The organism is uncultured Thiothrix sp., from assembly GCF_937876535.1.
GTDB lineage: Bacteria > Pseudomonadota > Gammaproteobacteria > Thiotrichales > Thiotrichaceae > Thiolinea.
Genome location: NZ_CALFHZ010000003.1, coordinates 115,156 through 139,643 on the forward strand (window position 1 = coordinate 115,156; position 24,488 = coordinate 139,643).

A 24,488-nucleotide genomic window follows, 5' to 3' on the forward strand; every position below is an offset into this window, starting at 1 on the left:
CAAACGCCCTCAAAAGAGGGCGTTTTTCTTGCCAAATTTAGCTTTGAGGCTTAGCCCATCGCTAGCATCAATTTATTCAAACGATGCACAAAACCGGCTGGGTCTTCTAATTGACCACCTTCCGCTAGAATCGCTTGATCTAACAACACACTCGCCCATTCAGCAAAGCGCTCATCATCCGTTTCAGCTTCCATGCGTGCTAATAAAGGATGACTTGGATTTACCTCCAAGACCGGCTTAGTGCTAGGCATTTCATGGCCCGCCTGCTTCAAGAGATGCTGCATATACAAGGCCATATCGTGCTCATTCAAGACGATACAAGAAGGCGAGCTGGTCAAACGGTGCGAGACGCGCACATCCTCTACTTTGTCATTAAGCGTTTCTTTGATATGGCTAATCAAATTTTTAGACTGCTCTTCGACTTTTTTCTGCTCTTCTTTATCTTCTTCGCTATCTAGTTTACTTAAATCCAAAGCGCCTTTAGCGACGGATTGCAATTGTTTGCCTGCAAACTCATGCAAGCTATTCGTCAACCACTCATCCACCCGATCCGACAACAATAAAACTTCAATGCCTTTCTTGCGGAAGACTTCCAAGTGTGGGCTATTTTTAGCAGCAGTATGTGAATCCGCCGTGATGTAATAGATCTTCTCCTGCCCTTCTTTCATCCGACTAATGTAATCATCCAAAGAAACGGTTTGATCTGCACTGTCGGTTTGCGTCGAAGCAAAGCGCAATAATTTCGCGACTTGCTCACGATTACTAAAATCTTCACCCGGGCCTTCTTTCAAGACGCGGCCAAATTCTTTCCAGAATTTTTGATATTTTTCGGGTTCATCTTTTGCCATCGTTTCCAATAAGCCCAGCACTTTTTTCACTGAACCACTTTTCATGGAATCAATGATTTTATTGCTTTGCAGAATTTCGCGCGAAACGTTCAAAGGCAAATCGCTAGAATCAATTACTCCGCGCACAAAGCGCAGATAACGTGGCATTAAGTGCTCAGCATCATCCATAATAAACACGCGCTGCACATAGAGCTTAATGCCATGTTGTTGTTTTTGCTCATAGAGATCAAACGGCGCACGCGAAGGCAGATATAAGAGCGAGGTATATTCTAAATTGCCCTCAACCCGATTATGCGACCAAGCCAGAGCATCTTCCCAGTCGTGGGAAATATGCTTGTAAAACTCTTGATATTCTTCGTCTTTAATTTCATTTTTGGAGCGCCGCCATAAAGCATTGGCTTTATTGATGACTTCCCATTCAGTACTGGTTTGACCCTCTTCCTCAGCGGCTTTCAGCATTTTTACGGGCAAAGGAATATGGTCGGAGTATTTACGAATAATCGAACGCAAGCGCCAATCATTGGCTAAGCCCTGCTCTTCTTCTTTAAGGTGCAGAACAATTTCAGTGCCACGGGTTTCTTTCGTGACATTTTCTAAGCTATAACCTGATTGAGCATCTGATTCCCAACGTACTGCTTGATCTTTTGGCAAACCAGCACGGCGCGTCGTTAAAGTCACTTTGTCAGCAACGATAAAGGCTGAGTAGAAACCTACCCCGAATTGACCAATTAAATGCGCATCTTTTTTCTGGTCACCAGTGAGTTTTTGTAAGAAATCTTTCGTGCCAGAGCGGGCAATCGTACCGATATTGCTAACGACTTCATCACGACTCATGCCAATACCATTATCACGAATCGTAATGGTGTGAGCGGCGTTGTCGAATGCGACTTCAACACGCAAATCGCCATCGTTTTCATACAAGCTATCATTGCCAATTGCTTCAAAGCGCAGCTTATCGCAGGCATCCGCCGCATTCGAGATTAGCTCGCGTAGGAAAATTTCCTTATTGGAATACAGCGAGTGAATCATCAAGTGCAGCAGTTGGTTCACTTCCGTTTGAAATTGTAAATTCTCTTTTTCAGGTGCACTCATGGATGCTCGTCCCTCTAATTAGTTAGTTTCAACAAGAATGCGCAATAGATGGGGTAAAAGTATGGGATTTCAAGAGTAAAAAAATTAACTTGTTTATTTCCATATTTCAATTATAATTGAAATATGGAAAAGACAAAAATTATTACTGCTCTCGCTGCACTAGCCCAAGAATCTCGTTTAGAGGTATTTCGTGTACTGGTACCAGCAGGGCCTGAAGGTTTAGCCGCTGGCAAGATTAGTGAACTGACGGGGATCGCTCCTTCTTCACTCTCTTTTCATTTGAAAGAATTACTGCATGCCAATTTGGTGAGCTCGCGTTCTGTAGGGCGTTTTATGATTTACACAGCAGAATTCTCAACGATGAATCAGTTGCTTAGTTACTTAACTGAAAACTGCTGTGCTGGCTCCACTTGCCTAGACCATCACTCTTGTACACCTAAGGAAAATGAATGATGAAACGTATGCATATCCATCTTTTATGCAAGATACGGTTGCTCGCCTTGTACTCAGATAGAGCCGAAGCCATGACTTCTCTAAAACTTGTTAGCATACTCGTCATCACCACACTGATCTCAGCCTGTGTAGCTTCAAATAAACCTACACCTGAAGAGCTTCAACGCCTCGAACATCCACCCACTGCGGTACAAGCTAAAATTGATAAGTTTTTCCCAGCAGCTCTAGCTTGGTATAACCAAACTGAGCAACAGTTACTCCCCAAAGGCCGAGTACTCACCGCAGAGGAGCAAGCTATGGCTCAACAATTAGGTCTGAAACACCCTGACAAAGTACGCATTCTTGCCCTAGAAAGCTTTCCTTTACCGGAAGATAAGACCTTGCGTGCTGAAGCAGAACGTTATGGTTTAGGTAGTCCACAAGAGGCTGGACGTACAATAGGCCATGCGGTGTTATTAAAAGCAAAATATGCTAGCGATAAAGCCTTGCTGGCTCACGAATTAGTGCATGTCCAACAAATTGAGCGCATGGGACAAGCTGATTTTCTGAAGCGCTACTTACTAGAAGTGGAAACCTTGGGTTACACCCGTGCACCCTTGGAATTAGAAGCTTATGTTAAACAAAGTTTAAAGCCTTAAAAGCTTAACAGCCCTAAACTAAAAAATAATCATAAGTTATTTATATAATAAGCTGCAGTAAACCAAAGTTTTAGTTATGATTAGTGATATATTAATAATCATAATGAGCAAGCCAGCATGCAAGCTGCCCGAATTATTTGGCAAACATCGTCGACCCAGGATCCCTGCCCACTTTGCAATAATGGGCAAGATAATCAGATCATTTTGCAGAGCCAACACTTCCTTGCAGAACGTGGCTATTTGGATTTAGTGAAATGTAGCGTTTGTGAAAGCACGTGGTTTCCTGAAGCCACTAGCAAAAATGTGTCTTACCCACCGGTTGAGCAAGCCCTACAAGATCCAAACTTTATCTATCTAATTCATCATTATTTAGAAATAGTTAATGGATTGAATTGGAAAGTGCCGATGCTAGAACGCCTGCCTTTTGAGCAGTTTAATTCAGTTTTAGAAATTGGCTGTAATGCAGGTGTAGCGCTAGATTATTGCCGTACCCTTTGGCCTGCTAAACAAGTCGTGGGCTTAGAACCCTCTGCCTATGGCGTGCTTGGCTCAAAACTCTTAGAGCTGCCTATTTTGGCCTGTTACTTAGCCGAAGCTAGCTCTTTAAAAAGCAAAGTATTTGACTTTATTTATGCGACTGAAGTCTTGGAGCATGTCGCTGATCCGGTACAGTTTCTACAAGAGTTAAAAGCCCATTTAAGCCCGAATGGGATGATCTTATTAACCACTCCACGTGCTGAAATCTTGCAACCTAAGACTGCACCGGGTGAGTTATATGCAGCTTTATCGACTGGCTCGCATTATTTTGTGGCTTCAGCTAAACAGCTGGAGCAATTGGCTTATCAAGCCGGTTTTAGTTATTGCTATGTAGAAGCTTTAGGAATGAGCCATTTGGCTGTGATGGCTGATCAAGCTGTCGAGTTGAAACCCTATCAAAATCAAGATGCCAGTATCTGTGAGTATTACCAAAGAAAAGCTCAAAGCGATACGCTGTATGCGCGCACCCATCTGGGATATTTGCTGAACTATCACCAGCAAGCCTTAGTCTGTGCTAAACCGATTGAGCCAGTACTAATTACTGAGATTGAACAACTGCTTAAACAGTGTTTTGAGCTAGATCTGCAAGCCCCCGAAGCATTTATTAAGCGTTTGTTAGAAACAGACCATCTGATCAGTTTCGGCAAACTTATGCCCTATTCCCTACCCTTTTACTTAACCGCACAGGCGCAAAGTCAAACTGATTGGGGGTTTAAGGAACAAGTGTATTTAGAATTAGCACGCTTCATTTGCTTACAAGGCCTAAAAACCGATTTTCAAAACCTATTTGTGTACCATTTGCTACTGGAACAAATCGAAATAGCCTTGCATCCTTTTACTAAACTTAATCTAGATCATCCTTTAATCAAGGAGTTACAACAAGTAGCTAATCAATTGCAAGCTAAAATTCCAGAATTGAATCAAGTTGCACCTAAAACAGTCGCCATTAAAAAGGCGATTAAAAAGCGTACTAAACTTAAGTTTTTTAGGACACTTGAGCAATCTTTTACTAAGCTAAAACAGCAGCTTGCTTAGTTTTTTTGCTTTCGCTCAAAACTAACAAGAGGAGTGGATTAAGCTCTTAAAACATGCTGCTGCGGTAAGCGCTACAGAGGGAATATGTTTACCGAGCTAAAACCTTTATAAAAAGAATTAGTTTTCTATTAACTAACTTTTAATTTACCACTACGAGGAGAATGGTATGTTGAGTTATATTGATATAGAAGCCTTTGCCACGGCTAGCTATCGCACAGTAGCTAAAACCATGAGTTCAGATACCCATCAACCCGAAGAAACTGCTGCATCTAGCTTAAGCACGGTAACAGCCGCTAAAAAGCAGAAGCAAGTGGCTAAGCGTATGATCGCTAATGCTCAAGCTAATAAAACTAAGCGCGTGATTGCGGCTGCTTAGCTGTTTTACCAATCGACTCATAAACTTTATTCGTTTTAAGCTACGGATGCGCCGCGACGTGTCCGTAGTTTTCAGTGCATAATGCGTTTTTTTCTGCGTTATAGTTGCCTATGCATTATCGTACCGAAATAGATGGCCTGCGGGCACTGGCTGTATTACCTGTAATTGCTTATCACGCAGGCTTTGCGGGGTTTAGTGGCGGGTTTGTGGGTGTAGACATTTTCTTTGTGATCAGTGGCTATTTAATTAGCTCGATTCTGCTCGACGAACTGCAAAACCAAAAATTTAGTTTATTAGGTTTTTATGAACGGCGGATTCGCCGCATTCTCCCTGCTTTATTTTTAGTGCTAGCCTTTACCGCCGTAATAGCTTGGTGGCTACTCTTACCACATGAAATAGCTGCTTTTGGGCGCAGTTTAATGGCAGTAGTAGTGTTTGCTTCGAATATTTTATTCTGGAAAGAAAGTGATTATTTCGCGACCGAATCCGAATATATTCCGCTCTTACATACTTGGAGCTTAGCGGTTGAAGAACAGTATTATGTAATCTTCCCACTACTATTGGCTTTCTTATGGAAATTTGGACGCAAACCGATTTATATCCTTTTGGGTTTACTCACTCTGATCGGAATTGCAACTTCTGAATGGCTGTGGCGGGTAGATGCAGGTGCCAACTTTTATCTCTTGCCAAGTCGGTTTTGGGAGCTATTGATTGGCGCTTTAGCTGCAGTTTATTTGAAAAATAATCAACCCGCTGCTGGCTGGCTAACCCAACTATTGAGTTTGCTAGGCGTTGCCTTAGTCCTAGGTTCTATTTTTTTACTGAATAATAGCCTGCCTTTTCCTAGTAGTTATGCTCTCTTGCCTACTCTGGGCGCTGCTTTAATTATTCTGTTTGCCTCCCCGAATAATCTTGCGGGGCAAATCTTAGCGCTCAAGCCTTTAGTCTTTGTGGGCTTGATCTCTTACAGCGCTTATCTCTGGCATCAACCCTTATTAGTATTTGCACGCATGCAGCCTTATGTAGAGCCAAATTTAGAATTAATGGCTGCCATGGCTTTTTGTAGTTTATTGTTCGCTTGGCTCAGTTGGCGCTTCGTGGAACGTCCTTTCCGTAATCGCCAACGCTTCACCCGCAGCCAAATTTTTATATTTGCCGCGGTTGGAAGCGCATTCTTTTTAGGTTTAGGTTACTGGTTTGCGCAAGCCAATCAAGTTGCTTAAAGCACATTCAAGGGAACTGAATCGCTTGTTAGTAATCTTAGCTAACGAGCCTTAACTCTATGAAGATCGATTATATGAAATACCTCAGTCTATTATTTACAAGTTTAATCGCTGCCAGCAGTCTTCTCACCACACCCAGTTTTGCTGATGACAAACGCGATGCGATGGTCAAAGCAGCGGATAATGAAGCGGGCGGAACTTATGTGCGTACTCGCTATTTAGAACTCGCTAAAAAACCCTTTGATAAACAAGATACACGTAAAAAAGCTTTAATTATTGGTGACAGCCATGCTCAAGATTTCCTGAATATGGTCTTGGAAAATAAAGCCTTAGCCAATTACCAAATTCGTACTCGTTATATTCCCAATATCTGCCAAATTTATTTAGGTGACGAAGACGTTTCGAGTTTCATTGAAGAAAAGAACAAGCAAATCTGTGCGGAAGCTGATCATTTGAATGCAGCTAAAGAGCAAATCGCTGAAGCCGATCTAATTATTATTGCCTCCAGCTGGAAACCGTGGGCAGCCGAGCGGATTACTACGACTTTAAAAAATCTAGGCGTTCAACCGAATCAAACTGTGAAAATAGTGGGCCGTAAAAGCTTTGGCAAAATTAATGTGCGCAGCTACTTACGCCAGACTGATGAAGATTTGCTAAAACTACGTAATCCTGTGGATGAGCAACAAATGGCAGTTAATCAGACTCTACGTAATCAAGTGGGTGCGGCTAATTTCGTGGATATTCATCGCATTGCTTGTGGTGAAGGCAATACCTGCCCTTTATTTACCCCCGATTTAGAATTAATTTCCTTTGATGGTGGGCATTTAACCCAAGCGGGTGCACGCTATATGGGAAATCTATTATTTACGAATGCGCCTTTGGCTGAATTAAATAAATAACCGTGTTGAATTTAGCTGGCCTAACACTCTAGGCCAGCTCGCCACTGCAAATTAAGCCCTTAACTCTGGCTCATCTAAAGTCAGTAAAGAGGCATTTCCCCCTGAAGCGGTGGTATCAATCGTCACTACTCGTTCAGAGCAGAAACGCTCTAAACCTGCATTCATAGAAATACAAGGTACACGAACTCCCGTTCTAGCGGCTAAAGCTTGGCGCATAGCGACTAAGTCTGAACCAGTGGCTTCGCTTGCCACTAAAGCCAACTGTGGGAAGTTTTTTAAAGTCTCGTGAAGCTGCTCAATTTCAACTACCGCCACTACATCTTTAGACAAACCAACCTTATAAAAAGCAGTGACTAAGTGCTTAGCTAGGTCTGTATTCGGCAAAGCGACTGCATTTCCAGCCAATAAAGCAGTGAAAGCTTGTGCCAATAAAGCATATTCGGACTGCTCGCCGCCACCTAAACATAAAGCTAGGCCGCGACCATGTAAACTTAAACGATTCGATTCACCTGTAGGTCCTGGTAAAACAAGCTCTTCCACTGATTCAGACTGTAAATTAGTCAAAACCTGTTGTGCTGGCTGTTTAAGCCCCTCTGGTAAGAAACTGCTAGCCGCTGTGAGTAAAGCTGCACGCTTTAAAAATAACTCATCCCAAGTGCTTTGTGCAGACTTTGCTTTAGCGGCAAACTCTTGCACACTCAGTAGCGGTAAGCTCGCCGTATAACTGGGCACTTGTATAGCTTGCAGCTTTAACGTAGGCGTTTGTACCTGACTAAAGCGCGCGAGATAATAAGGCCCTCCGGCTTTTGGCCCTGTGCCCGATAAACCTTCACCACCAAAGGGCTGCACCCCCACTACTGCACCGATTTGATTGCGATTCACATACATATTCCCGACATGCGCTTCGCTGGTCAGCTCTTGCACACGATCATCTAAACGCGAATGCAAACCTAAAGTTAAGCCATAGCCACTGGCATTAATGGCCGCCAAGACTTGCTTAATCTCGGTCGATTTAAAGCTAATTACATGCAAGACCGGGCCGAAAATTTCCCGCTCTAAATCGCTGAGCTGATTCAGAGCAATCGCCATTGGGACTACAAATAAACTATCTCTCGCTAGTTGGGCTGGATGCTTAAATAACACTTTATTCTGCTTAGCAAATTTCTCGCAGTGGGTTTCAATCATTTGCTTAGCGTCTGGATCAATCACCGGGCCAATATCGGTTGCAGGCTGCCACGGATCATCAATGCGTAATTCCCGGGTTGCGCCCTCCAACATTTGCAAGACTTTGGCGCGAATATCTTCTTGGATAAATAAAACCCGCAAAGCTGAACAACGTTGCCCTGCACTTTGGAAAGCCGAATTGACCATATCGCGCACGGCTGCCTCTGGTAAAGCGGTAGAGTCCACAATCATCGCATTTAAGCCGCCGGTTTCGGCAATCAACACCGCTTGCGCATTGCCTGAAGCCGCAAGCGAACGATCAATCAAACTGGCGGTTTCAGTCGAACCAGTAAAGCACACACCCGCAATCCGCGGATCACGTGTTAAAGCGGCTCCCACCACTGCACCATCACCGGGTAAAAGCGCAATCACTTCAGGTGGCAAACCCGCACTTAGCATTAATTGCACTGCACGATAGGCAATCAAAGGAGTTTGTTCAGCAGGTTTAGCCAGCACGGCATTACCCATCACTAAGGCGGCTGCAACTTGTCCGGTGAAGATGGCTAAGGGGAAATTCCACGGCGAGATACAAACAAATACACCTAAACCCTGCCGACTATTATTTTCAGGTTTGCGGGCTTCAGCGGCGTAATAACGTAGGAAATCGACTGCCTCACGTACTTCTAGCACTGCATCTAAGCGGGTTTTGCCGGCTTCACGCGAGAGTAAAGCCATTAACTCTGAGCTTTGTGCTTCGTATTGCTCGGCAATTGCATCCAAAATGGCAGCACGAGCTTCCGCTGTTTGCGCTTGCCAAGCAGGAACTGCGGCTAAGGTTATTTCCAAAGCTTGCGAGACTTGCTCAACCGTGGCTTCAATCACTTCACCCACTTGGTCAGTTGGTTTGGCTGGATTGAACACAGACTTTTTAATACCCGCAAGGGCTTCCCCTCCTACCAAAGGTGCAGCTAACCAGTGCTTAGACTGGAAATGGTCCATGCCTAAGGCTAACTCACTCGCCATTAGAGGTTGATTGATATTCCAACCTTGTGAATTTTGCCGCTCCTTGAATAATTCAGGCGGTAATGGAATTTTAGGGTGCGGAATAAGACTCAGACTTTCTACTGTACTAATCGGGTCTTGAATCAGAGTGCTAATCGGTACATCGGTATCCAATAGCTGATTTACAAAGGAAGAATTCGCACCATTCTCCAATAAACGCCGCACTAAATACGCCAATAAATCTTCATGCACTCCCACAGGTGCATAGATCCGCACTAGTTGTTGAGTTTGCGCATACACCAAATGATGTAGCGCCTCGCCCATGCCATGCAAACGCTGGAACTCAAAGCCACTTTTATCCGCACCAGCAATTTCGAAGATGGCTGCTAGGGTCTGGGCATTGTGAGTCGCAAATTGCGGATAAATGTGCGCACGATGGCTTAACAGAAAACGTGCTCCCGCTAAATAAGACACATCCGTCGAAACCTTGCGGGTAAAGACGGGATAAGCTGGTAAACCTAAAACTTGAGCCTGTTTAATCTCTGCATCCCAATAAGCGCCTTTGACTAAACGTACTGCAATTTTGCGCTGTAACTCAGTGGCTAAAGCCGCTATCCACTCTAAAACTGGCAAGCAATGCTTGGCATAAGCCTGCACCACAATCCCAAAGCCTTCCCAGTTGGCTAGTTTTGGATTGCGCAAGGCCAGCTCAATCACGTCTAAAGATAAATCTAAGCGTTCGGCTTCTTCCGCATCAATATTCAGTGGAATATTGGCAGCACAAGCTTGTTCAGCTAATGCATTGAGTTTAGGTACTAACTCAGCCAACACTCGCTCACGATTCACTGACTCATAACGTGGATGCAAAGCCGAAAGCTTGACGGAAATACCTGAATTAGCATGTACATAGCTTTGACTCGCTTGCGCACCAATTGCTTTAATCGCTTTAGAGTAGGACGCGAAATAACGTTCGGCATCTTCTGCGGTACGCGCTGCTTCACCCAACATATCAAAAGAATGTAAGAAACCTTGTGGATTATTCGCATTATCCAAAGCCTCATCAATCGTGCGCCCCAGTACAAACTGCTGCCCCATGACTTTCATCGCTTGTGAAACAGCCGTGCGCACCACAGGCTCACCAATTCGTTGCACTAGTTTACGCAGCGAACCACCTAAGCTATTCGCATCCTGATCTTGGCGCAGCAGTTTACCCGTGAGCATTAAAGCCCAAGTGGAAGCATTAATCAGTAAAGAGTCTGCGCCTTGCTGATGCCGCGCCCAATCGGCGCTGCCAATTTTATCGCGAATTAAGGCATCCAAAGTAGGCGTATCGGGCACACGCAAATAAGCCTCCGCCAAACACATCAAGGCAATACCTTCATCGGTAGAGAGGCCATATTCAGCCAGAAAGCTTTCCATTAAATTCGGATGCGGATCAGCGCGTAACGTAGTAACCCAACTAGCAGCTTGGGCAGTGATCGTTTGGCGAGCTTGGAAATTTAAACCATGTTGCTGTAAACGCGCTTGCACCACTTCTGTCTCAGGGTGAAACCAAGCTTCGTTAAGCTGATTTCTTAAACTAGTTAAAGTGGGCGAGCTACTAACTGTGGACATAAATGACTCCTACTAAAAGACCAAATCGGCCTAAGCTAAGTCTTTATAGCACAGCCCTGCTTGACTTAAAGCCAGTCGGAGGGGTCAACGCGATAATAAGTTTTCAGTTGTTCAAATAACGCTGGATGTTGAGCTGCTAACTGTTGAGGCTGCTCAAAAAACACTTCGGTCACGACCGCAAAGAATTCAGCGGGTGCAGTCGCTCCATAATAATTAATTAAACTCGGATCACCCTGAAAGGCGGCTCGACACAAAGCTTCAAACTCGGCTGTTAGTACTTTTGCCCAAGATTCGTATTTTTCTGCATTCGCTAAAACCGGCACACCATTGGTGCTACCGCTTTCATTGTCAAGTTGATGCGCAAACTCATGCAAAGCGACATTACTCCCATCGCCAAACTCACGATTGCCTTTGAGTACATCTTCCCAAGAGAGAATAATCTTGCCATTACTCCATGACTGACCGAGCATACCTTTCGCTTGCATACTCACCAAACCCGCATTATCAACCTCCTCCTGTTCCACTAAAAAGGCATTTGGATACACCAAAATATATCGCAAACCTGCATACACATCAGTGGCTCGATTCAGAATTAACAAACAAGCACTGGCGGCAATCGTCACCCGCACTTCATTGGTAAGCTCTAAACCTGCACAGCCAGTAAACTGTTTTTGATGCAAAAACAGCTTCATCCGCTGGCGTAATTGCAATTGTAAATCGGCAGGCATACGGCGATACACTGGAAAATTCTGCGCCAAAATCTTGCGCCACTCAGCAGGAAAAGGCTCTTTTAAAGCTTGCTGACGTCGATAGGCTGGCCATAACCAAGCCGCAACTGCACCCAAAATAATGGTTAATAACAACAAGAAAGAAGCGGTCATGCAATCTGCTCAATCACAACTCATTAATGAGTCTATTGAGTAGTAGATATTGGCAGTTTTGGGGTTTTCAATCTTTTGAGGAAAGGATTGATGGGGTTTTAGATTATCGGTATTAAAACGATAAGAGTTCTTAATGAAAAACCAGTAAAAAATAGAATTGCTTTATAGCTGAAAATTTTTAACTAATATTAATTTGCGTTTTAAACTTTAGATGGTCGGAGTGAGAGGATTTGAACCTCCGACCCCCACAACCCCATTGTGGTGCGCTACCAAGCTGCGCCACACTCCGACCGGAAAGGAAAGCAAAGATACTCTATCCTGACTTTGATCTCAACTAGAAGTTTAAGATTTTAAGGTCACTAGAACATTTTCTAAGCTTAGGATGACTTGCTCAAGCACATCAGTAGGTGACTCTTCAGTAGGTGGGGCTAACGGCTCATCGCTACTGCCTAATAATTTCTGCCGTGCACCACTAATCGTATAACCTTCTTCATATAAAAGGCCACGAATTTGGCGAATCATCAAGACATCTTCACGCTGATAATAGCGGCGATTGCCTCGACGTTTCATCGGTTTGAGTGAAGGAAATTCCTGTTCCCAATAACGTAAGATATACGCTTTTACGCAGCACAAATCGCTAACTTCACCGATGGTGAAGTAGCGTTTTGATGGGATTGGAGGCAGCTCACTATTCGGTATCTGCGCTTCCTGCATAAACCTCAACTCGTTGTTTTAGTTTTTGGCCGGGTCTAAAGGTGACGACACGCCGCGCGTCGACCGGAATATCTTCCCCTGTCTTGGGATTGCGTCCCGGACGCTGGGTTTTATCACGTAACATAAAATTACCAAAACCTGACAATTTTACATTTTGTCCCTGTCCTAAGGCCAAGCGGACCTCCTCAAAAAACATTTCCACCAAATCCTTGGCTTCACGCTTATTGAGTCCGAGTTCTTCATATAAATGCTCGACCATATCCGCTTTGGTCAACGTCGTCACCATTGTTACTTCTCCTTATTAACGTAGGGTAGCACCCGTCTTATCCTGTAATGACGCCACAACCTCCCCTACGATCCGAGTAATCTCCGTGTCCTCAAGGGTGCGGGAAGGTTCTTGTAAAATCAAGCTTATCGCGACACTTTTTTGATGCTCTGCAATACCTTTACCGGTATACACATCAAAAATCTCCCAATGAATTAAGCTCGGCGGGGCTACTTGTGCAATCGCTTGATCCAAAGCAATCGCTAATACCGTGCGATCCATCACCAAAGCTAGATCGCGGCGAATCATCGGGAATTTACTTACTGCTTGATACACTGGCAAACGGCGACCTTGCAGTACTTTTAAATCCAGCTCAAACAAGAATACATCTTGCCCTAGCCCTAACTTTGCCTCTAAAGCAGGATGCAAAGCACCTACCCAGCCGACCACTTCTTTATCAGTAGCGATTTCGGCGGATTGCCCCGGATGTAAAGCAGGATGAGCGACGGGGACGAAATAGCATTTCTGCGCACTCGCCTGCGCTAAAATGGCTTCGACGTCACCCTTAATATCATAGAAGTCTACGGCGCGATTGGCTTGGCCCCATTGTTCAGGAAAGACCGAGCCGGTAATAATACCCGCAATTTTATCCTGTTGTTGAATCCCAGCCTCAGTTTTGCTAAACACCGGCCCCACTTCAAATAGCCGAACACGGGTTTGTTGGCGGTTTAAGTTGTACTCAAGGGCGCGCAATAAACCAGACCAAACGGTGCTACGTAGATGGCTCAATTCCGCCGAAATCGGATTCGCCAACACAATCGACTCATGGCCGGGCGACAACAAACCTTCAATAGTTGGATCTACGAAACTATAAGTAACGGCTTCCTGATAGCCATTCGCTAATAAAGGCGCACGCAACTCACTTAAGCTTGTTTCCGTTTCCAGCTTAACGGTGAGTTTCGGCTGCATCGCTTTGAGTACTGCTGGAATATTGTCATAGCCGTAAACACGCGCTAACTCTTCTATCAAATCTTCTTCGATAGTGATGTCAAAACGACTATGGGGCGGTTTAACTGCCCAACCCGTTGCATTAGCAGTTACTTCACAGCCTAAGCGTTGGAGAATATCAACGACACTTGTATCCTCAATCGTCACGCCTAAAATGCGGGCAATGCGCTCACGCCTTAAACTCACGACTGGACGATCTAATAAATGATCATCCGCGCAGACATCCACCACAGGCCCCACTGAACCACCACAAATCTCGACGATCAGTTGTGTAGCGCGCTCTAAAGCTAAACGTGGTAAATCAGCGGCTACCCCACGCTCAAAGCGATAGGAAGCATCCGTTTGTAAGCCATAACGACGTGCTTGCCCACGCAACTTTTCAGCGCGAAAATGCGCACTTTCTAAGAAAATATTCTGCGTGGCATTACTCACTGCGGTAGCCATTCCACCTTTGATACCTGCTAAAGCAACCGCTTTTTCATCATCAGCAATCACTAAGGTATCGCTAGTTAAAGTGACGGTTTGGTCATCTAATAGAACTAGCTGTTCACCTTCAGTTGCATAACGTGCTTGAATGCCACCTTGGAGCTTATCCAAGTCAAAAGCATGCATCGGTTGACCCAGCTCTAACAGTACATAGTTAGTCACATCCACGACCGGCGACAAACTCCGTGAACCTAAGCGGCGCAACTTTTCCTTCATCCACAACGGTGTTTTCGCATTAGGATTGATATTGCGAATAATCCGTCCTGCATAACGTGGGCAACTATCGGCTGCAGGCAAACTAATTTTTAAAGTATCAGCGTGTTGAGTAGCCTGTTCTGAAGTTGCAGGTGGCGTTAAGCTTGTACTCGTCAAAACGCCCACTTCGCGGGCAACGCCTGCGATGCTCAGCCAATCACCACGATTCGCGGTTACATTTAGCTCAACCGCTTTATCGGCCAGCTTCAAATAATCCTGCACAGCAACACCCAAAGGCGCATCTTCTGGCAGCTCTAATAAACCCTCGGATTTTTCCGCCATGCCAAGCTCAGCGGCTGAACACAACATTCCACAGGACTCAATACCACGTAACTTGCCTTTTTTAATTTTTAAAGGCTTACCATCTGGCATGGGTAGCTCAGCACCGATTAAAGCCAGTGGCGCTTTTAAGCCAGCACGCGCATTCGGTGCACCGCACACAATTTGCAGAATTTCACCGCGGCCATTATCCACTTTGCAAACATTGAGTTTGTCCGCATCAGGATGCTTGGCAATTTCGACAATTTGCCCGACAATCACATCGCTAAAAGCGGTCGCGACGGGTTCAACGCCCTCGACTTCGCAACCTGCCATCGTCAATTTATGGTTAATTTCATCCAAGCTCAGCGCAGGATTAACCCATTCACGCAACCATTGTTCACTGATTTTCATGTTTGAATCCTGTTAACTCTTAGTGAAATTGCCGTAAGAAACGGACATCATTTTCGAATAACACCCGCAAATCATTAATCTGATAGCGCAGCATTGCTAAACGCTCAACACCCATCCCAAAAGCAAAACCAGTGTATTGTTCACTATCAATCCCGACATGCTTTAAGACATTGGGGTGCACCATACCGCAGCCCATCACCTCTAGCCAGCCAGTATTTTTGCACACGCGACAACCAGTACCGTGGCAATGCACACAAGTAATATCCGTTTCAGCCGATGGCTCTGTGAAGGGGAAGAAACTCGCGCGGAAACGCATTTTGATGGCATCATCTTCAAAAAAGGCACGGAAGAACTCATCCAAAATGCCTTTCAGATTTGCGAAAGTAATATCTTTGTCCACCATCAAGCCTTCGACTTGGTGGAACATCGGGCTATGCGTCATATCCGAGTCACAGCGATACACTCTTCCAGGCGCAATAATCCTAATCGGTGGCTGATGCGCCTCCATATACCGAATCTGTACTGAAGAGGTATGCGTTCTTAATAGCAAAGGCTCTTCCGTACCAAAATTTTCTAAATAAAAGGTATCTTGCATCGCCCGGGCAGGGTGATTAGCAGGTACATTTAAAGCTGTAAAATTATGAAAATCGTCTTCAACTTGTGGGCCTTCAGCTAAAGCAAAACCAAGCTGAGCAAAAATTGCTTGCATACGCTGAATAGTCAAGGTGACAGGATGCAGCCCACCCGTATCCATCCGCCGCCCCGGCAAAGTCACATCCACTGACTCTGCTTCTAAGCGCATATTTAAGGCTTCGGCTTGTAAGCTGTCACGGCGCAAATCAATCGCATTCGCCAAAGACTGCTTGGCTAAATTAATTTCTTGACCCGCTGCTTTCCGCTCTTCTGCAGGCAACTGACCGAGTTGCTTGAGTTGCTCAGTAATCAGGCCGGCTTTGCCTAAATACTGCACGCGAATCTGATCAAGGCTGGCCAAATTGCTGGCACTGGAGATTTGCTCGTGGGCAGTACCCATCAGTTCTAGCAAACTTTGCACAATGCTTTCCTTCTAATGACGATTTTCAGAAAAACAAAAAGCGGGAGAGGCAAAAACCTTCCCCCGCTTTTCGTAGTAGTAACAGCCTTGCTTTACAGCAGGATGATTAAGCAGCTAGGGCAGCTTTTGCTTTTTCAGCAATCTGTCCAAAGGCAGCAATATCATGCACTGCAAGATCAGCGAGAACTTTACGGTCAACATTGATGTTAGCTTTCTTTAAACCATTCATGAAACGGCTATAAGACAAACCAGACAAACGTGCTGCCGCATTAATCCGGACAATCCACAGAGCGCGGAATTGACGTTTTTTCTGACGGCGGTCACGGTAAGCGTATTGACCCGCTTTGATGACTGCTTGATGGGCTACACGATAAGTACGACTACGGGCACCATAGTAACCTTTCGCCAACTTCATGATTTTTTTGTGACGGGCTCCTGCCTGTACACCACGTTTAACTCTTGCCATCTATCCTGTCCTCCTTAAGCGTACGGCAGCAAACGATTAATCATTGGGGTATCAACCGCAGCAACGCGATTCTCGCCCACGCGTAATTGACGTTTACGCTTAGTCGTTTTCTTAGTGAGGATATGGCGTAAATGGGATTGTTTACGTTTAAACGTACCATTTGCAGCCTTTTTGAAGCGCTTAGCAGCTCCGCTGCTGCTTTTCATCTTAGGCATCTTAGTCTCCTTTAACAGAGGATTAAAAAAACACCCAGCAAGAGTGCCTAACCTTGCTTGGATGACGAAAAGCTTAAAGTTACCCTTAAGCTTCTAGATTTTCTTCTTAGGTGCCATCACCATAACCATCTGCCGGCCTTCGAGCTTAGGAAACTGCTCGACAACACCTAACTCAGCTAGGTCAGTTTCTACACGCTTGAGTACTTCCATACCCAATTCACGGTGAGCCATTTCACGTCCACGGAAACGAACCGTTACTTTAGCTTTATCACCCTCTTCCAAAAACTCAGTCAGTTTTTTCAATTTAATCTTGTAATCACCATCGTCTGTGCCGGGGCGAAACTTGATTTCCTTGACCTGAACTTGCTTTTGTTTTTTGCGTGCTACGGCTGCTTTTTTGCTTTCATCGAAACGGAATTTACCGTAATCCATGATTTTGCAAACAGGTGGCTTGCCAGTAGGCACAATTTCCACTAAGTCTAAGCCGGCTTCTTGCGCCATAGCTAAGGCTTCAGATGTGGAAACGATCCCTTTATTTTCATTATCTACATCAATTAAACGAATCTTGGGGATTCGAATATCTTCATTAATGCGATGTTCTTTTTCCAGAGCGATAAGTTTATTCCTCCAAATCAATCGTGCTGTGATTGGCGATTTCTGCTAGCAATTTTTGCTGGATTTCAGAAATAGGCATGACCCCAAGGTCTTTACCAGAACGCGTGCGCACTGCAACCGATTGTGTTTCGACTTCACGATCCCCAATTACTAATAAATAAGGGACCCGCTGCATTGTATGTTCGCGGATTTTAAAGCCAATCTTCTCATTTCTCAAGTCTGCAACGGCGCGAATACCCTGATCTCTCAACTGTTTTTCTACCGTTTTCACAAATTCAGCCTGATTATCGGTAATATTCAGCACTGCAACTTGCACCGGCGATAACCAAGTTGGGAATTTTCCTTCGTAGTGCTCAATCAAAATACCAATGAAGCGCTCGAAAGAACCCAGAATAGCGCGGTGCAGCATCACGGGTATTTTACGTGAACCATCTTCTGCCACATATTGCGCATCTAACCGAGCTGGCATCGAGAAGTCCACTTGAATCGTACCGAGTTGCCAATGCCGACCTAAGCAGTCTTTCAAAGTGAATTCAATTTTTGGTCCATAGAAAGCCCCTTCACCGGGTTGCTCTTCCCAAGGTAAGCCTTTGGCATCCAAGGCATCCGCCAAAGCCTGCTCAGCCTTATCCCAGACCTCGTCAGCACCAACGCGCTGTTCAGGGCGAGTCGAGAGTTTATAAATAACATCGGAGAAACCGAAATCTTTATAAACGTCATGCAGGAAATCGATAAAGTTGACGACCTCAGTTTGAATTTGGTCTTCAGTACAGAAGATATGCGCATCATCTTGCACAAAACCACGAACCCGCATTAGACCATGCAAAGCCCCAGAAAATTCATTCCGATGACAAGATCCAAATTCGGCTAAGCGTAACGGCAAATCACGATAGCTTTTCAAGCCTTGATTATACACTTGAATATGGCAAGGACAGTTCATCGGCTTCATCGCGAAAGAGCGCTCTTCCACATCCACCACGAACATATTCTCGCGATATTTACCGGCATGCCCTGAGCGCTCCCATAGAGAGAAATCCACCAATTGAGGCGTTTTGATTTCTTTATAAGCCCGCTCACGCAAATTTTTGCGCATGTATTGCTCAATGGCTTGATAAATCGTCCAGCCTTTTTCATGCCAAAAGACTTGCCCAGGCGCTTCATCTTGTAGATGGAATAAATCTAATTGGCGGCCAATTTTGCGATGATCACGCTTTTCAGCTTCTTCAAGGAAAGTTAAATAAGCCTGCAAATCTTTCTTATTCGCCCAAGCAGTGCCATATACGCGCTGCAACATGGCATTTTTAGCATCACCGCGCCAATAAGCACCGGCTGCTTTCATCACTTTGACAGCAGGAATTTTTCCAGTACTTGGCACGTGTGGGCCACGGCAAAGATCAATGAAATCGCCTTGGCGATACAAAGACAAAACTTCACCAGCAGGAATACTTTCGATGATCTCTGCTTTATATAGTTCACCCATATTCTTGAAGAAACTAATGGCTTCCTCACGTGACAGGGTACTGCGCTCTACCGGAATATCTTGACGAATCAAGTCTTGCATGCGCTCATCAATCGCTGCTAAATCTTCTGGCGTAAATGGCTGTGGACTCGCAAAGTCATAGTAAAAGCCATTTTCGATGGTCGGCCCAATGGTCACTTGTACGTTAGGAAACAGCTGCTTCACCGCTTGCGCCATCAAATGCGCAGAAGAATGGCGAATCACATCCACACCTTCTGGATCTTTAGCCGTGATAATCGCTAATTGGCTATCTTGAGCAAGTACAAAACTAGTATCGACTAATTGACCGTTGACTTTGCCAGCAACTGCAGCCTTGGCTAGTCCAGCGCCAATATTAGCCGCCACTTCAGCAACAGAAACAGGGTGATCGAAGGAGCGCAGGCTCCCATCAGGTAGAGTAATGGCAGGCATTATTATTCTCCAGTGGTGATCCATACCAAGGATCACATAGTTTAATTAAAAGCAGGCAGCATACGCAGGTATGGGTTTGGCCGCAAGTTTTATGCCATATTCGCGTTGATTTTACCGCCAAACGTCTGAAACCTAGCGTTTAAACCAATTTAAGAATCGATCACTTAAACTAGTAGGAGCACCCTCATAAGGAATCCATTCTGGTTTGAAATAGGCGCGCTTCTGCTTGCTATGACCGGGTCGCCAAGGCTTAGCACCTTCAAAATAATAATGGGTTACTTGAGACTGGCAGGTTAAGGTTTTATTAGTTTGTATAGCACCACCATTCAATAAATTGGCTGCCCAAACTAAGGCTTGACCTTTTTTCATTAAGCCATAAGCCGCCTGCATATGCTTGTCTTTAATTAACTGAGCAATGAAAGCTTCATATTGTGGATAATAACTATAATTTGGCTCTAAGCCTGCTTGCTCAAAATTAATTTCTGGAAGCTTTTGACTACCGGGGTATAAGACTAAAGGGCCTTGTTCCCTACCAATATCTTCAAAGGCTACCCAAACTCCACACATTAAACCGAAAGGCTCCGAGTTAAAGTGAATATTATCAGCATGAATCGTTTGCTCAGTACCTTTGTAAAAATTCAAGGTCTGAAAAGGTCTAGGCTGTCGACCATACAATGTTTTCAAAACAGCTAAGATAGGCGGAAACACTGCAATCGACTTGATACCTTTATCGATTCGCCAAGCATCTTGAATCCGATTAAAGTCTGCATACGTTGCACCCTCAAACTTTTTGCCATCATGCCCCCAGTAAGGTGCAAGCCTTTTACTAATGGCATCTAAAGTAGCTTCTGGGAGCTGGGTGTCAAAAATTAAATAGCCATCTTCTTTAAATTTATTAATTTGTTCAGCTGATAAGGTCATACATTTATACTTAGTTAAATAACAAAAAATCTTATAAAAATTGCCACTACTCTAAACGACTAGGAAAACCCTCTGCGCGCAGATCCGTCTGCAGCACATCTTCTAATAATTTAACAATTTGTGTGGATTGCGCTTGGCCACCATAAGCGGCTTTCCCCTTCACAAAGGTTTGTTGGGTCAAGCCTGCTAAATCCAAGGGTACGCCAAATTCACGACCAAAGCCGAGCGCAAAACCTAAATCCTTCAGCGCTAGATCCATGGTGAAGGCAATATCATAACTACCATTCAGAATCAGCTGGCCTTCGGTTTCGTGCACGAAGCTATTGCCACTACTCGCTTGAATAACAGCCCAAGCTTGAGCTAAATCTAAGCCACCGCGCTTGGCTAGCATCAGAGCCTCACCGTCCGCCAGCAAATGTATGAAGGCAAGCATATTCGTAATTACTTTAATGATGGCAGCGCTGCCTAAAGCCCCCATGTAAAAGATCCGATTACCCATCGCCTCAAAGGCTGGGCGATGTTGTTCAAATAGAGCTTGCTCGCCACCCACTATAACCGTAATTTTACCTTGAGCGGCTAAATGTACACCACCCGTTACGGGCGACTCTAAGACTTGAATACTAGCTGCTTCAGCTTGTTGGGCTAAAGCTTGAATATCATCGCGCCCCAAAGTAGACATTTCTAGCCAATGCAAACCCGACTTATTCGCAGCGATTAGCTCTTGTAAAACACTGGCACTCACCACGGGCGAAGGTAGACAAGTGAAGACAGCATCCACTTGTCGGGCTAGCTGCGTTGGACTCTCCGCCCATTTAGCACCTAAAGCTAAATGGCGCTCTGCTAAGGCCGGATTTTTATCGTAAACCGTAAGCTCAAAACCAGCTTGCACTAAACTTGCGGCTAAATGCCCACCTAAATTACCAAGGCCAATGTATCCATATTTCATTTGTCTACTCTACTGTGGTGTTAACACTACTTAACCAATGATCGCTTTGGTTTCTAGAAAATCACGCAGCCCCCATTGGGCGTATTCACGACCATTACCAGATTGTTTATAGCCACCAAAGGGCGCATATAAATCCCATTCAGGATAATTGAGCTGCACTTGCCCCGCTCTAAGTTGGCGAGCAATCCGCAAGGCGCGTTCACGATTTGTACTTGAAATATAGGCGGATAAGCCATAAGGGCTATCATTTGCCATCTCAATTAATTCTTGTTCACTATCATAAGGAAGCATGACTAAGACCGGGCCAAAAATCTCTTCACGCGCGATGCGCATCTGTTGGTGCACCTTAGCAAAAAGGGTAGCTTGCACATAATGGCCATCAACTAAATCAGCACGCAGATGCTTTGGCTTACCTAAACCACCACAGATGAGGCTTGCCCCTTCATCTATGCCAGCCTGAATCAGTGCTTGAATACGATCATATTGAGTTTGGCTAATCACTGGCCCTAAATTCGTATTTGCATCTTTAGGATCACCAACAACTAAGCTTACGGCAGTATTTTTAGCAATCTCAATCGCCTGGTGATACTGTGGCCGTGGCAGATACATGCGCGTTGGAGCATCACAAGATTGACCACTATTACTCATACAGAGCAGCACACCTTGTTGAATAGCTTGCTCTAGATCAGCATCGTCCAAAATAAGATTAGGTGATTTGCCGCCTAGCTCTAAAGTCACACGCTTAATCGTATCTGCTGCCGCTTTGGTAATCGCTTTGCCAGCCCGTGTAGACCCAGTAAACGAGATCATATCAACCTGTGGATGTTTCACTAATTCCTGTCCTACGCCCTCACCATCACCGTGGAGCAAATTGAAAACACCTGTGGGTAAATCGGTAGACTGGATGATCTCGGCAAATAAATTGGCACTCAGTGGTGCTAACTCGCTGGGTTTAAGTACGAGTGTACATCCTGCAGCTAAGGCAGGAATTACCTTAACCACTAACTGATTCATTGGCCAATTCCACGGGGTAATCAACCCAACAACACCAATCGGCTCATGCACAATCTGCGAGGCTCCAGAGGGATACTCAAAAGCAAATTCCCGCAAGGCCTGCAAATGCGAATCAAAATGAGCTAAGCCCGAAGCCGCTTGTGCATTCAAAGCAAAGTCCTGAGGCGCTCCCATTTCCAAACGAATCGCCTCAGCAATCTCTTCCAGACGTGCAGCATAAGCCGCTCGTAGTTGCTCTAGATAATGAATACGTTGTTCAAGGCTAGTTTGGGAATACGTTTCGAAAGCTTCAACCGCGGCAGATACAGCTAACTCAAGCTCAGCTTCTGTGCCTAATATAACTTGAGCAATAGCTTGATTATTCGCTGGATTTCTAACGGCTAAGACAGACCCTTGAGGGCGAATCCATTGACCGTTGATATAAGAAAGCAGGGTTTGCATCTAGCCTCTCCACCTATATAGAGTCTTATAGGGTGTTAACTTGGGCGAAAAAATGCAATGGATTTGTGGTACTGAGTAGTTTGTAAATGGTTTTCATGAGTAAAATAGTAAGTCCTTGGGGTCGAAAGTCTTACTCTCTACATAGACTCGTCTAGTTATTGTGCAAACCTATCTCAAACCGCTGGCACGTTCTATGACTTTTTCACCTATTTTGTAATTTTGAACAACTGCTCACGGATGCCTTCCGAAAATGCCGTGTGATTCACCTGCCCTACTGCGGTGAAGATTTCTAGGTGGGAGTCGATATACACAATCCACACCTCTTCCGCACCGGCTTCAAGATACAAGGTGGTTTTGATCTGCATTTCTTCCCGCGAGTTGGAGGGTGAAACAATTTCTACACAGAGTTCGGGTGCGCGTGGAAACGGTGTCACGGTTCCCCACTTTTCTATAAACGCATCGGAAGCCCAAGCCACATCCGCGACCTTAGTCCCTTCTGGGGTTTGGATGGAGCATTCGGAAATAGTCACTCCATTGGGGTGTTTGTTCGTGAGCAGCGCGCCGATTCTGCTTTGAGCAATACCATGTTTATTCGAGGCAGGACTCATTAATAATTTACCAAATCGGTTCAGCTCGATCTTAAATGGCAAATCTTTTAAGAGGGGGTTGTCGATGACTTCTGACCATTCCATAGGAGGCTCCTGCTAAATTAGCTTAACCGAAAAGTTGGCTATGACTACCAATACGCACTAACTTGACCAATTCACCTTCCACGCGATAGATCACTAGCACATCACCACTAATATGGAACTCCCTAAAATCTTCCCATTCGCCCGTGAGTGTATGGTCTAGGTATTCGGCAGGCAGTATCTTTTCTTGCGAAAGCAGATAAACATACTCCACAAATCGCGTGAAATGCTTGTCGGTCAGTTTGACCTTGCTGCTGTCCTTCACGAAGGACTTCAATCGCACCAGTTGCAGCACCATTAGGTCAGGCTGTCACGTAGTTGGTCAAGGGTCACGGGATCACCTTGTTCCGTGCGAGCGGCTTTTAGGGCAGCAATGGTTTCTTCATTGGGCAGGCGTAAGCTAAACGGTATGCCATTGTTTAGTTTAATTTGCTCAAAGTACATGATGATAGCCTGAGTAGTGGTGATACCCAAGCGGGATAAAATGCTTTCCACTTCTTGTTTTAGTTCAGGGACTACCCTTGCATTAATGATGGCTGTTTTCATAGTGGCTCTGTAAATGTATTTCAATTGAAATACATTTTAGACCCTATCCGCCCCCCGTCAAGGTGGAACGATCTTAGCCGGATGACTGCATGGGTTCAGCGGCAGGTATGCGGTCGATGCTTGTTTCAATTTTTGAAGGCTTCTTTCTTAGTGCATCACCAGAGCGCGCGGCATCTAACGCACTCCTAACCCATTCTGCAATGGATAAGCTCGCTTCTTCATGCGAAAGTTTTATTGAAGGATCATGCGATTGACGAGTCCCGCGATCAAGCGTAACTGCAGTTCAAGCCGACGCCGCCGTCCGCGATAACCCCCTTTCAAGAGGCGAAAGATCTTTAACGAACGATACGACTCGACCACTGTCTAGGGCTAAGCCTTGATAACCCAAGTCTACAACACATAAGGCGTTCTTCGCTAAACGAGGTGGCTGTTGGCGCGCGAGGGTGAGGTCATGTTCATGCTGCTGAGCGACCGCCAGGTGTTGGATCT

Annotated in this window: 24 protein-coding genes and 1 tRNA gene; 6 read left to right on the top strand and 19 right to left on the bottom strand. The window is 45.0% G+C overall.

The features are described from left to right. Nucleotides 1-50: 50 nt before the first annotated feature. Nucleotides 51-1,940: a molecular chaperone HtpG gene (gene htpG / locus Q0230_RS01155; protein ID WP_298607302.1), complete on the bottom strand. Its 1,890-nt coding sequence runs from the start codon at nucleotides 1,938-1,940 to the stop codon at nucleotides 51-53. 123 nt (nucleotides 1,941-2,063) lie between these two features. Here htpG and Q0230_RS01160 point away from each other — a divergent pair, with 123 nt between their 5' ends. The 6 genes from Q0230_RS01160 to Q0230_RS01185 all read left to right on the top strand — a co-directional run bounded on the left by Q0230_RS01160 (nucleotide 2,064) and on the right by Q0230_RS01185 (nucleotide 7,101). After that, nucleotides 2,064-2,393, top strand: coding sequence for a helix-turn-helix transcriptional regulator (locus Q0230_RS01160; protein WP_298607304.1), 330 nt, complete (start codon nucleotides 2,064-2,066; stop codon nucleotides 2,391-2,393). Continuing rightward, nucleotides 2,390-3,031 (top strand): DUF4157 domain-containing protein, encoded by a 642-nt coding sequence (locus Q0230_RS01165; protein WP_298607306.1) that lies wholly within the window; start codon nucleotides 2,390-2,392, stop codon nucleotides 3,029-3,031. The genes Q0230_RS01160 and Q0230_RS01165 overlap by 4 nt, the downstream gene beginning before the upstream one ends. Nucleotides 3,032-3,148: 117 nt before the next feature. After that, nucleotides 3,149-4,603 (top strand): class I SAM-dependent methyltransferase, encoded by a 1,455-nt coding sequence (locus Q0230_RS01170; RefSeq protein WP_298607308.1) that lies wholly within the window; start codon nucleotides 3,149-3,151, stop codon nucleotides 4,601-4,603. Nucleotides 4,604-4,769: 166 nt separating this feature from the next. Next, nucleotides 4,770-4,979, top strand: coding sequence for a hypothetical protein (locus Q0230_RS01175; protein WP_298607311.1), 210 nt, complete (start codon nucleotides 4,770-4,772; stop codon nucleotides 4,977-4,979). 110 nt (nucleotides 4,980-5,089) lie between these two features. After that, nucleotides 5,090-6,202 (top strand): acyltransferase, encoded by a 1,113-nt coding sequence (locus tag Q0230_RS01180; RefSeq protein ID WP_298607313.1) that lies wholly within the window; start codon nucleotides 5,090-5,092, stop codon nucleotides 6,200-6,202. Nucleotides 6,203-6,261: 59 nt separating this feature from the next. After that, the gene (locus tag Q0230_RS01185; RefSeq protein WP_298607315.1) at nucleotides 6,262-7,101 is read left to right on the top strand and encodes an SGNH hydrolase domain-containing protein; all 840 of its coding nucleotides are present in this window, start codon (nucleotides 6,262-6,264) and stop codon (nucleotides 7,099-7,101) included. A 51-nt stretch (nucleotides 7,102-7,152) separates the two neighbouring features. Here the strand turns inward: Q0230_RS01185 and putA are convergent, their stop codons facing one another. From putA to Q0230_RS01275, 18 genes are all read right to left on the bottom strand, one after another. Then, nucleotides 7,153-10,881: a bifunctional proline dehydrogenase/L-glutamate gamma-semialdehyde dehydrogenase PutA gene (gene putA / locus Q0230_RS01190; protein WP_298607317.1), complete on the bottom strand. Its 3,729-nt coding sequence runs from the start codon at nucleotides 10,879-10,881 to the stop codon at nucleotides 7,153-7,155. A gap of 65 nt (nucleotides 10,882-10,946) precedes the next feature. Further along, nucleotides 10,947-11,762 carry a zinc-dependent peptidase gene (locus tag Q0230_RS01195; protein ID WP_298607320.1) on the bottom strand — a complete coding sequence of 272 codons (816 nt, stop codon included), beginning with the start codon at nucleotides 11,760-11,762 and terminating at the stop codon, nucleotides 10,947-10,949. Nucleotides 11,763-11,974: 212 nt separating this feature from the next. After that, nucleotides 11,975-12,051 (bottom strand) — tRNA-Pro (locus Q0230_RS01200). Nucleotides 12,052-12,104: 53 nt separating this feature from the next. Continuing rightward, complete coding sequence (locus tag Q0230_RS01205) at nucleotides 12,105-12,476, bottom strand: MerR family transcriptional regulator (protein WP_298607322.1); 372 nt, start codon at nucleotides 12,474-12,476, stop codon at nucleotides 12,105-12,107. Further along, on the bottom strand, nucleotides 12,451-12,759 hold the full coding sequence (locus tag Q0230_RS01210; RefSeq protein WP_298607354.1) for an integration host factor subunit alpha: 309 nt from the start codon (nucleotides 12,757-12,759) through the stop codon (nucleotides 12,451-12,453). The genes Q0230_RS01205 and Q0230_RS01210 overlap by 26 nt, the downstream gene beginning before the upstream one ends. An 18-nt stretch (nucleotides 12,760-12,777) precedes the next feature. Continuing rightward, nucleotides 12,778-15,162: a phenylalanine--tRNA ligase subunit beta gene (gene pheT, locus Q0230_RS01215; protein ID WP_298607324.1), complete on the bottom strand. Its 2,385-nt coding sequence runs from the start codon at nucleotides 15,160-15,162 to the stop codon at nucleotides 12,778-12,780. 19 nt (nucleotides 15,163-15,181) lie between these two features. After that, nucleotides 15,182-16,216 carry a phenylalanine--tRNA ligase subunit alpha gene (pheS, locus tag Q0230_RS01220; protein WP_298607327.1) on the bottom strand — a complete coding sequence of 345 codons (1,035 nt, stop codon included), beginning with the start codon at nucleotides 16,214-16,216 and terminating at the stop codon, nucleotides 15,182-15,184. 106 nt (nucleotides 16,217-16,322) lie between these two features. Beyond that, the gene (gene rplT, locus Q0230_RS01225; RefSeq protein WP_298607330.1) at nucleotides 16,323-16,682 is read right to left on the bottom strand and encodes a 50S ribosomal protein L20; all 360 of its coding nucleotides are present in this window, start codon (nucleotides 16,680-16,682) and stop codon (nucleotides 16,323-16,325) included. Between the two features lie 14 nt (nucleotides 16,683-16,696). Further along, nucleotides 16,697-16,897: a 50S ribosomal protein L35 gene (rpmI, locus tag Q0230_RS01230; protein WP_078922606.1), complete on the bottom strand. Its 201-nt coding sequence runs from the start codon at nucleotides 16,895-16,897 to the stop codon at nucleotides 16,697-16,699. A 93-nt stretch (nucleotides 16,898-16,990) separates the two neighbouring features. After that, the gene (gene infC / locus Q0230_RS01235) at nucleotides 16,991-17,512 is read right to left on the bottom strand and encodes a translation initiation factor IF-3 (RefSeq protein WP_298607356.1); all 522 of its coding nucleotides are present in this window, start codon (nucleotides 17,510-17,512) and stop codon (nucleotides 16,991-16,993) included. Nucleotides 17,513-17,516: 4 nt separating this feature from the next. Beyond that, entirely contained in the window at nucleotides 17,517-19,442 is a 1,926-nt protein-coding gene (gene thrS / locus Q0230_RS01240; protein ID WP_298607335.1) for a threonine--tRNA ligase, read from the bottom strand. Nucleotides 19,443-19,574: 132 nt separating this feature from the next. Next, nucleotides 19,575-20,363 carry a phytanoyl-CoA dioxygenase family protein gene (locus Q0230_RS01245; RefSeq protein WP_298607337.1) on the bottom strand — a complete coding sequence of 263 codons (789 nt, stop codon included), beginning with the start codon at nucleotides 20,361-20,363 and terminating at the stop codon, nucleotides 19,575-19,577. Nucleotides 20,364-20,409: 46 nt separating this feature from the next. Then, nucleotides 20,410-21,309 carry an NAD(P)-dependent oxidoreductase gene (locus tag Q0230_RS01250; RefSeq protein WP_298607339.1) on the bottom strand — a complete coding sequence of 300 codons (900 nt, stop codon included), beginning with the start codon at nucleotides 21,307-21,309 and terminating at the stop codon, nucleotides 20,410-20,412. A 30-nt stretch (nucleotides 21,310-21,339) separates the two neighbouring features. Next, nucleotides 21,340-22,764: an aldehyde dehydrogenase family protein gene (locus tag Q0230_RS01255; RefSeq protein ID WP_298607340.1), complete on the bottom strand. Its 1,425-nt coding sequence runs from the start codon at nucleotides 22,762-22,764 to the stop codon at nucleotides 21,340-21,342. Between the two features lie 206 nt (nucleotides 22,765-22,970). Next, on the bottom strand, nucleotides 22,971-23,456 hold the full coding sequence (locus Q0230_RS01260) for a Uma2 family endonuclease (RefSeq protein WP_298607342.1): 486 nt from the start codon (nucleotides 23,454-23,456) through the stop codon (nucleotides 22,971-22,973). Nucleotides 23,457-23,478: 22 nt separating this feature from the next. Next, nucleotides 23,479-23,751, bottom strand: a complete 273-nt coding sequence (locus Q0230_RS01265) for a type II toxin-antitoxin system YafQ family toxin (RefSeq protein WP_298607344.1) — start codon at nucleotides 23,749-23,751, stop codon at nucleotides 23,479-23,481. Continuing rightward, the gene (locus Q0230_RS01270) at nucleotides 23,751-23,999 is read right to left on the bottom strand and encodes a type II toxin-antitoxin system RelB/DinJ family antitoxin (protein WP_298607346.1); all 249 of its coding nucleotides are present in this window, start codon (nucleotides 23,997-23,999) and stop codon (nucleotides 23,751-23,753) included. The genes Q0230_RS01265 and Q0230_RS01270 overlap by 1 nt, the downstream gene beginning before the upstream one ends. A 283-nt stretch (nucleotides 24,000-24,282) precedes the next feature. Next, nucleotides 24,283-24,488 (bottom strand): hypothetical protein (locus Q0230_RS01275; RefSeq protein ID WP_298607348.1); only part of this gene is annotated, 206 nt, incomplete at its 5' end.

What these genes read in the sequence shown, in the direction of transcription:
- Q0230_RS01165 (WP_298607306.1), top strand. Translation starts at nt 2,390, where the DNA reads ATGATGAAACGTATGCATATCCATCTTTTATGCAAGATACGGTTGCTC.
- Q0230_RS01245 (WP_298607337.1), bottom strand. Translation starts at nt 20,363, where the DNA reads ATGACCTTATCAGCTGAACAAATTAATAAATTTAAAGAAGATGGCTAT.
- htpG (WP_298607302.1), bottom strand. Translation starts at nt 1,940, where the DNA reads ATGAGTGCACCTGAAAAAGAGAATTTACAATTTCAAACGGAAGTGAAC.
- Q0230_RS01250 (WP_298607339.1), bottom strand. Translation starts at nt 21,309, where the DNA reads ATGAAATATGGATACATTGGCCTTGGTAATTTAGGTGGGCATTTAGCC.
- Q0230_RS01255 (WP_298607340.1), bottom strand. Translation starts at nt 22,764, where the DNA reads ATGCAAACCCTGCTTTCTTATATCAACGGTCAATGGATTCGCCCTCAA.
- Q0230_RS01180 (WP_298607313.1), top strand. Translation starts at nt 5,090, where the DNA reads ATGCATTATCGTACCGAAATAGATGGCCTGCGGGCACTGGCTGTATTA.
- Q0230_RS01265 (WP_298607344.1), bottom strand. Translation starts at nt 23,751, where the DNA reads ATGGTGCTGCAACTGGTGCGATTGAAGTCCTTCGTGAAGGACAGCAGC.
- Q0230_RS01185 (WP_298607315.1), top strand. Translation starts at nt 6,262, where the DNA reads ATGAAGATCGATTATATGAAATACCTCAGTCTATTATTTACAAGTTTA.
- Q0230_RS01270 (WP_298607346.1), bottom strand. Translation starts at nt 23,999, where the DNA reads ATGAAAACAGCCATCATTAATGCAAGGGTAGTCCCTGAACTAAAACAA.
- pheT (WP_298607324.1), bottom strand. Translation starts at nt 15,162, where the DNA reads ATGAAAATCAGTGAACAATGGTTGCGTGAATGGGTTAATCCTGCGCTG.
- Q0230_RS01175 (WP_298607311.1), top strand. Translation starts at nt 4,770, where the DNA reads ATGTTGAGTTATATTGATATAGAAGCCTTTGCCACGGCTAGCTATCGC.
- putA (WP_298607317.1), bottom strand. Translation starts at nt 10,881, where the DNA reads ATGTCCACAGTTAGTAGCTCGCCCACTTTAACTAGTTTAAGAAATCAG.
- rpmI (WP_078922606.1), bottom strand. Translation starts at nt 16,897, where the DNA reads ATGCCTAAGATGAAAAGCAGCAGCGGAGCTGCTAAGCGCTTCAAAAAG.
- Q0230_RS01260 (WP_298607342.1), bottom strand. Translation starts at nt 23,456, where the DNA reads ATGGAATGGTCAGAAGTCATCGACAACCCCCTCTTAAAAGATTTGCCA.
- rplT (WP_298607330.1), bottom strand. Translation starts at nt 16,682, where the DNA reads ATGGCAAGAGTTAAACGTGGTGTACAGGCAGGAGCCCGTCACAAAAAA.
- Q0230_RS01195 (WP_298607320.1), bottom strand. Translation starts at nt 11,762, where the DNA reads ATGACCGCTTCTTTCTTGTTGTTATTAACCATTATTTTGGGTGCAGTT.
- Q0230_RS01205 (WP_298607322.1), bottom strand. Translation starts at nt 12,476, where the DNA reads ATGCAGGAAGCGCAGATACCGAATAGTGAGCTGCCTCCAATCCCATCA.
- thrS (WP_298607335.1), bottom strand. Translation starts at nt 19,442, where the DNA reads ATGCCTGCCATTACTCTACCTGATGGGAGCCTGCGCTCCTTCGATCAC.
- Q0230_RS01160 (WP_298607304.1), top strand. Translation starts at nt 2,064, where the DNA reads ATGGAAAAGACAAAAATTATTACTGCTCTCGCTGCACTAGCCCAAGAA.
- Q0230_RS01170 (WP_298607308.1), top strand. Translation starts at nt 3,149, where the DNA reads ATGCAAGCTGCCCGAATTATTTGGCAAACATCGTCGACCCAGGATCCC.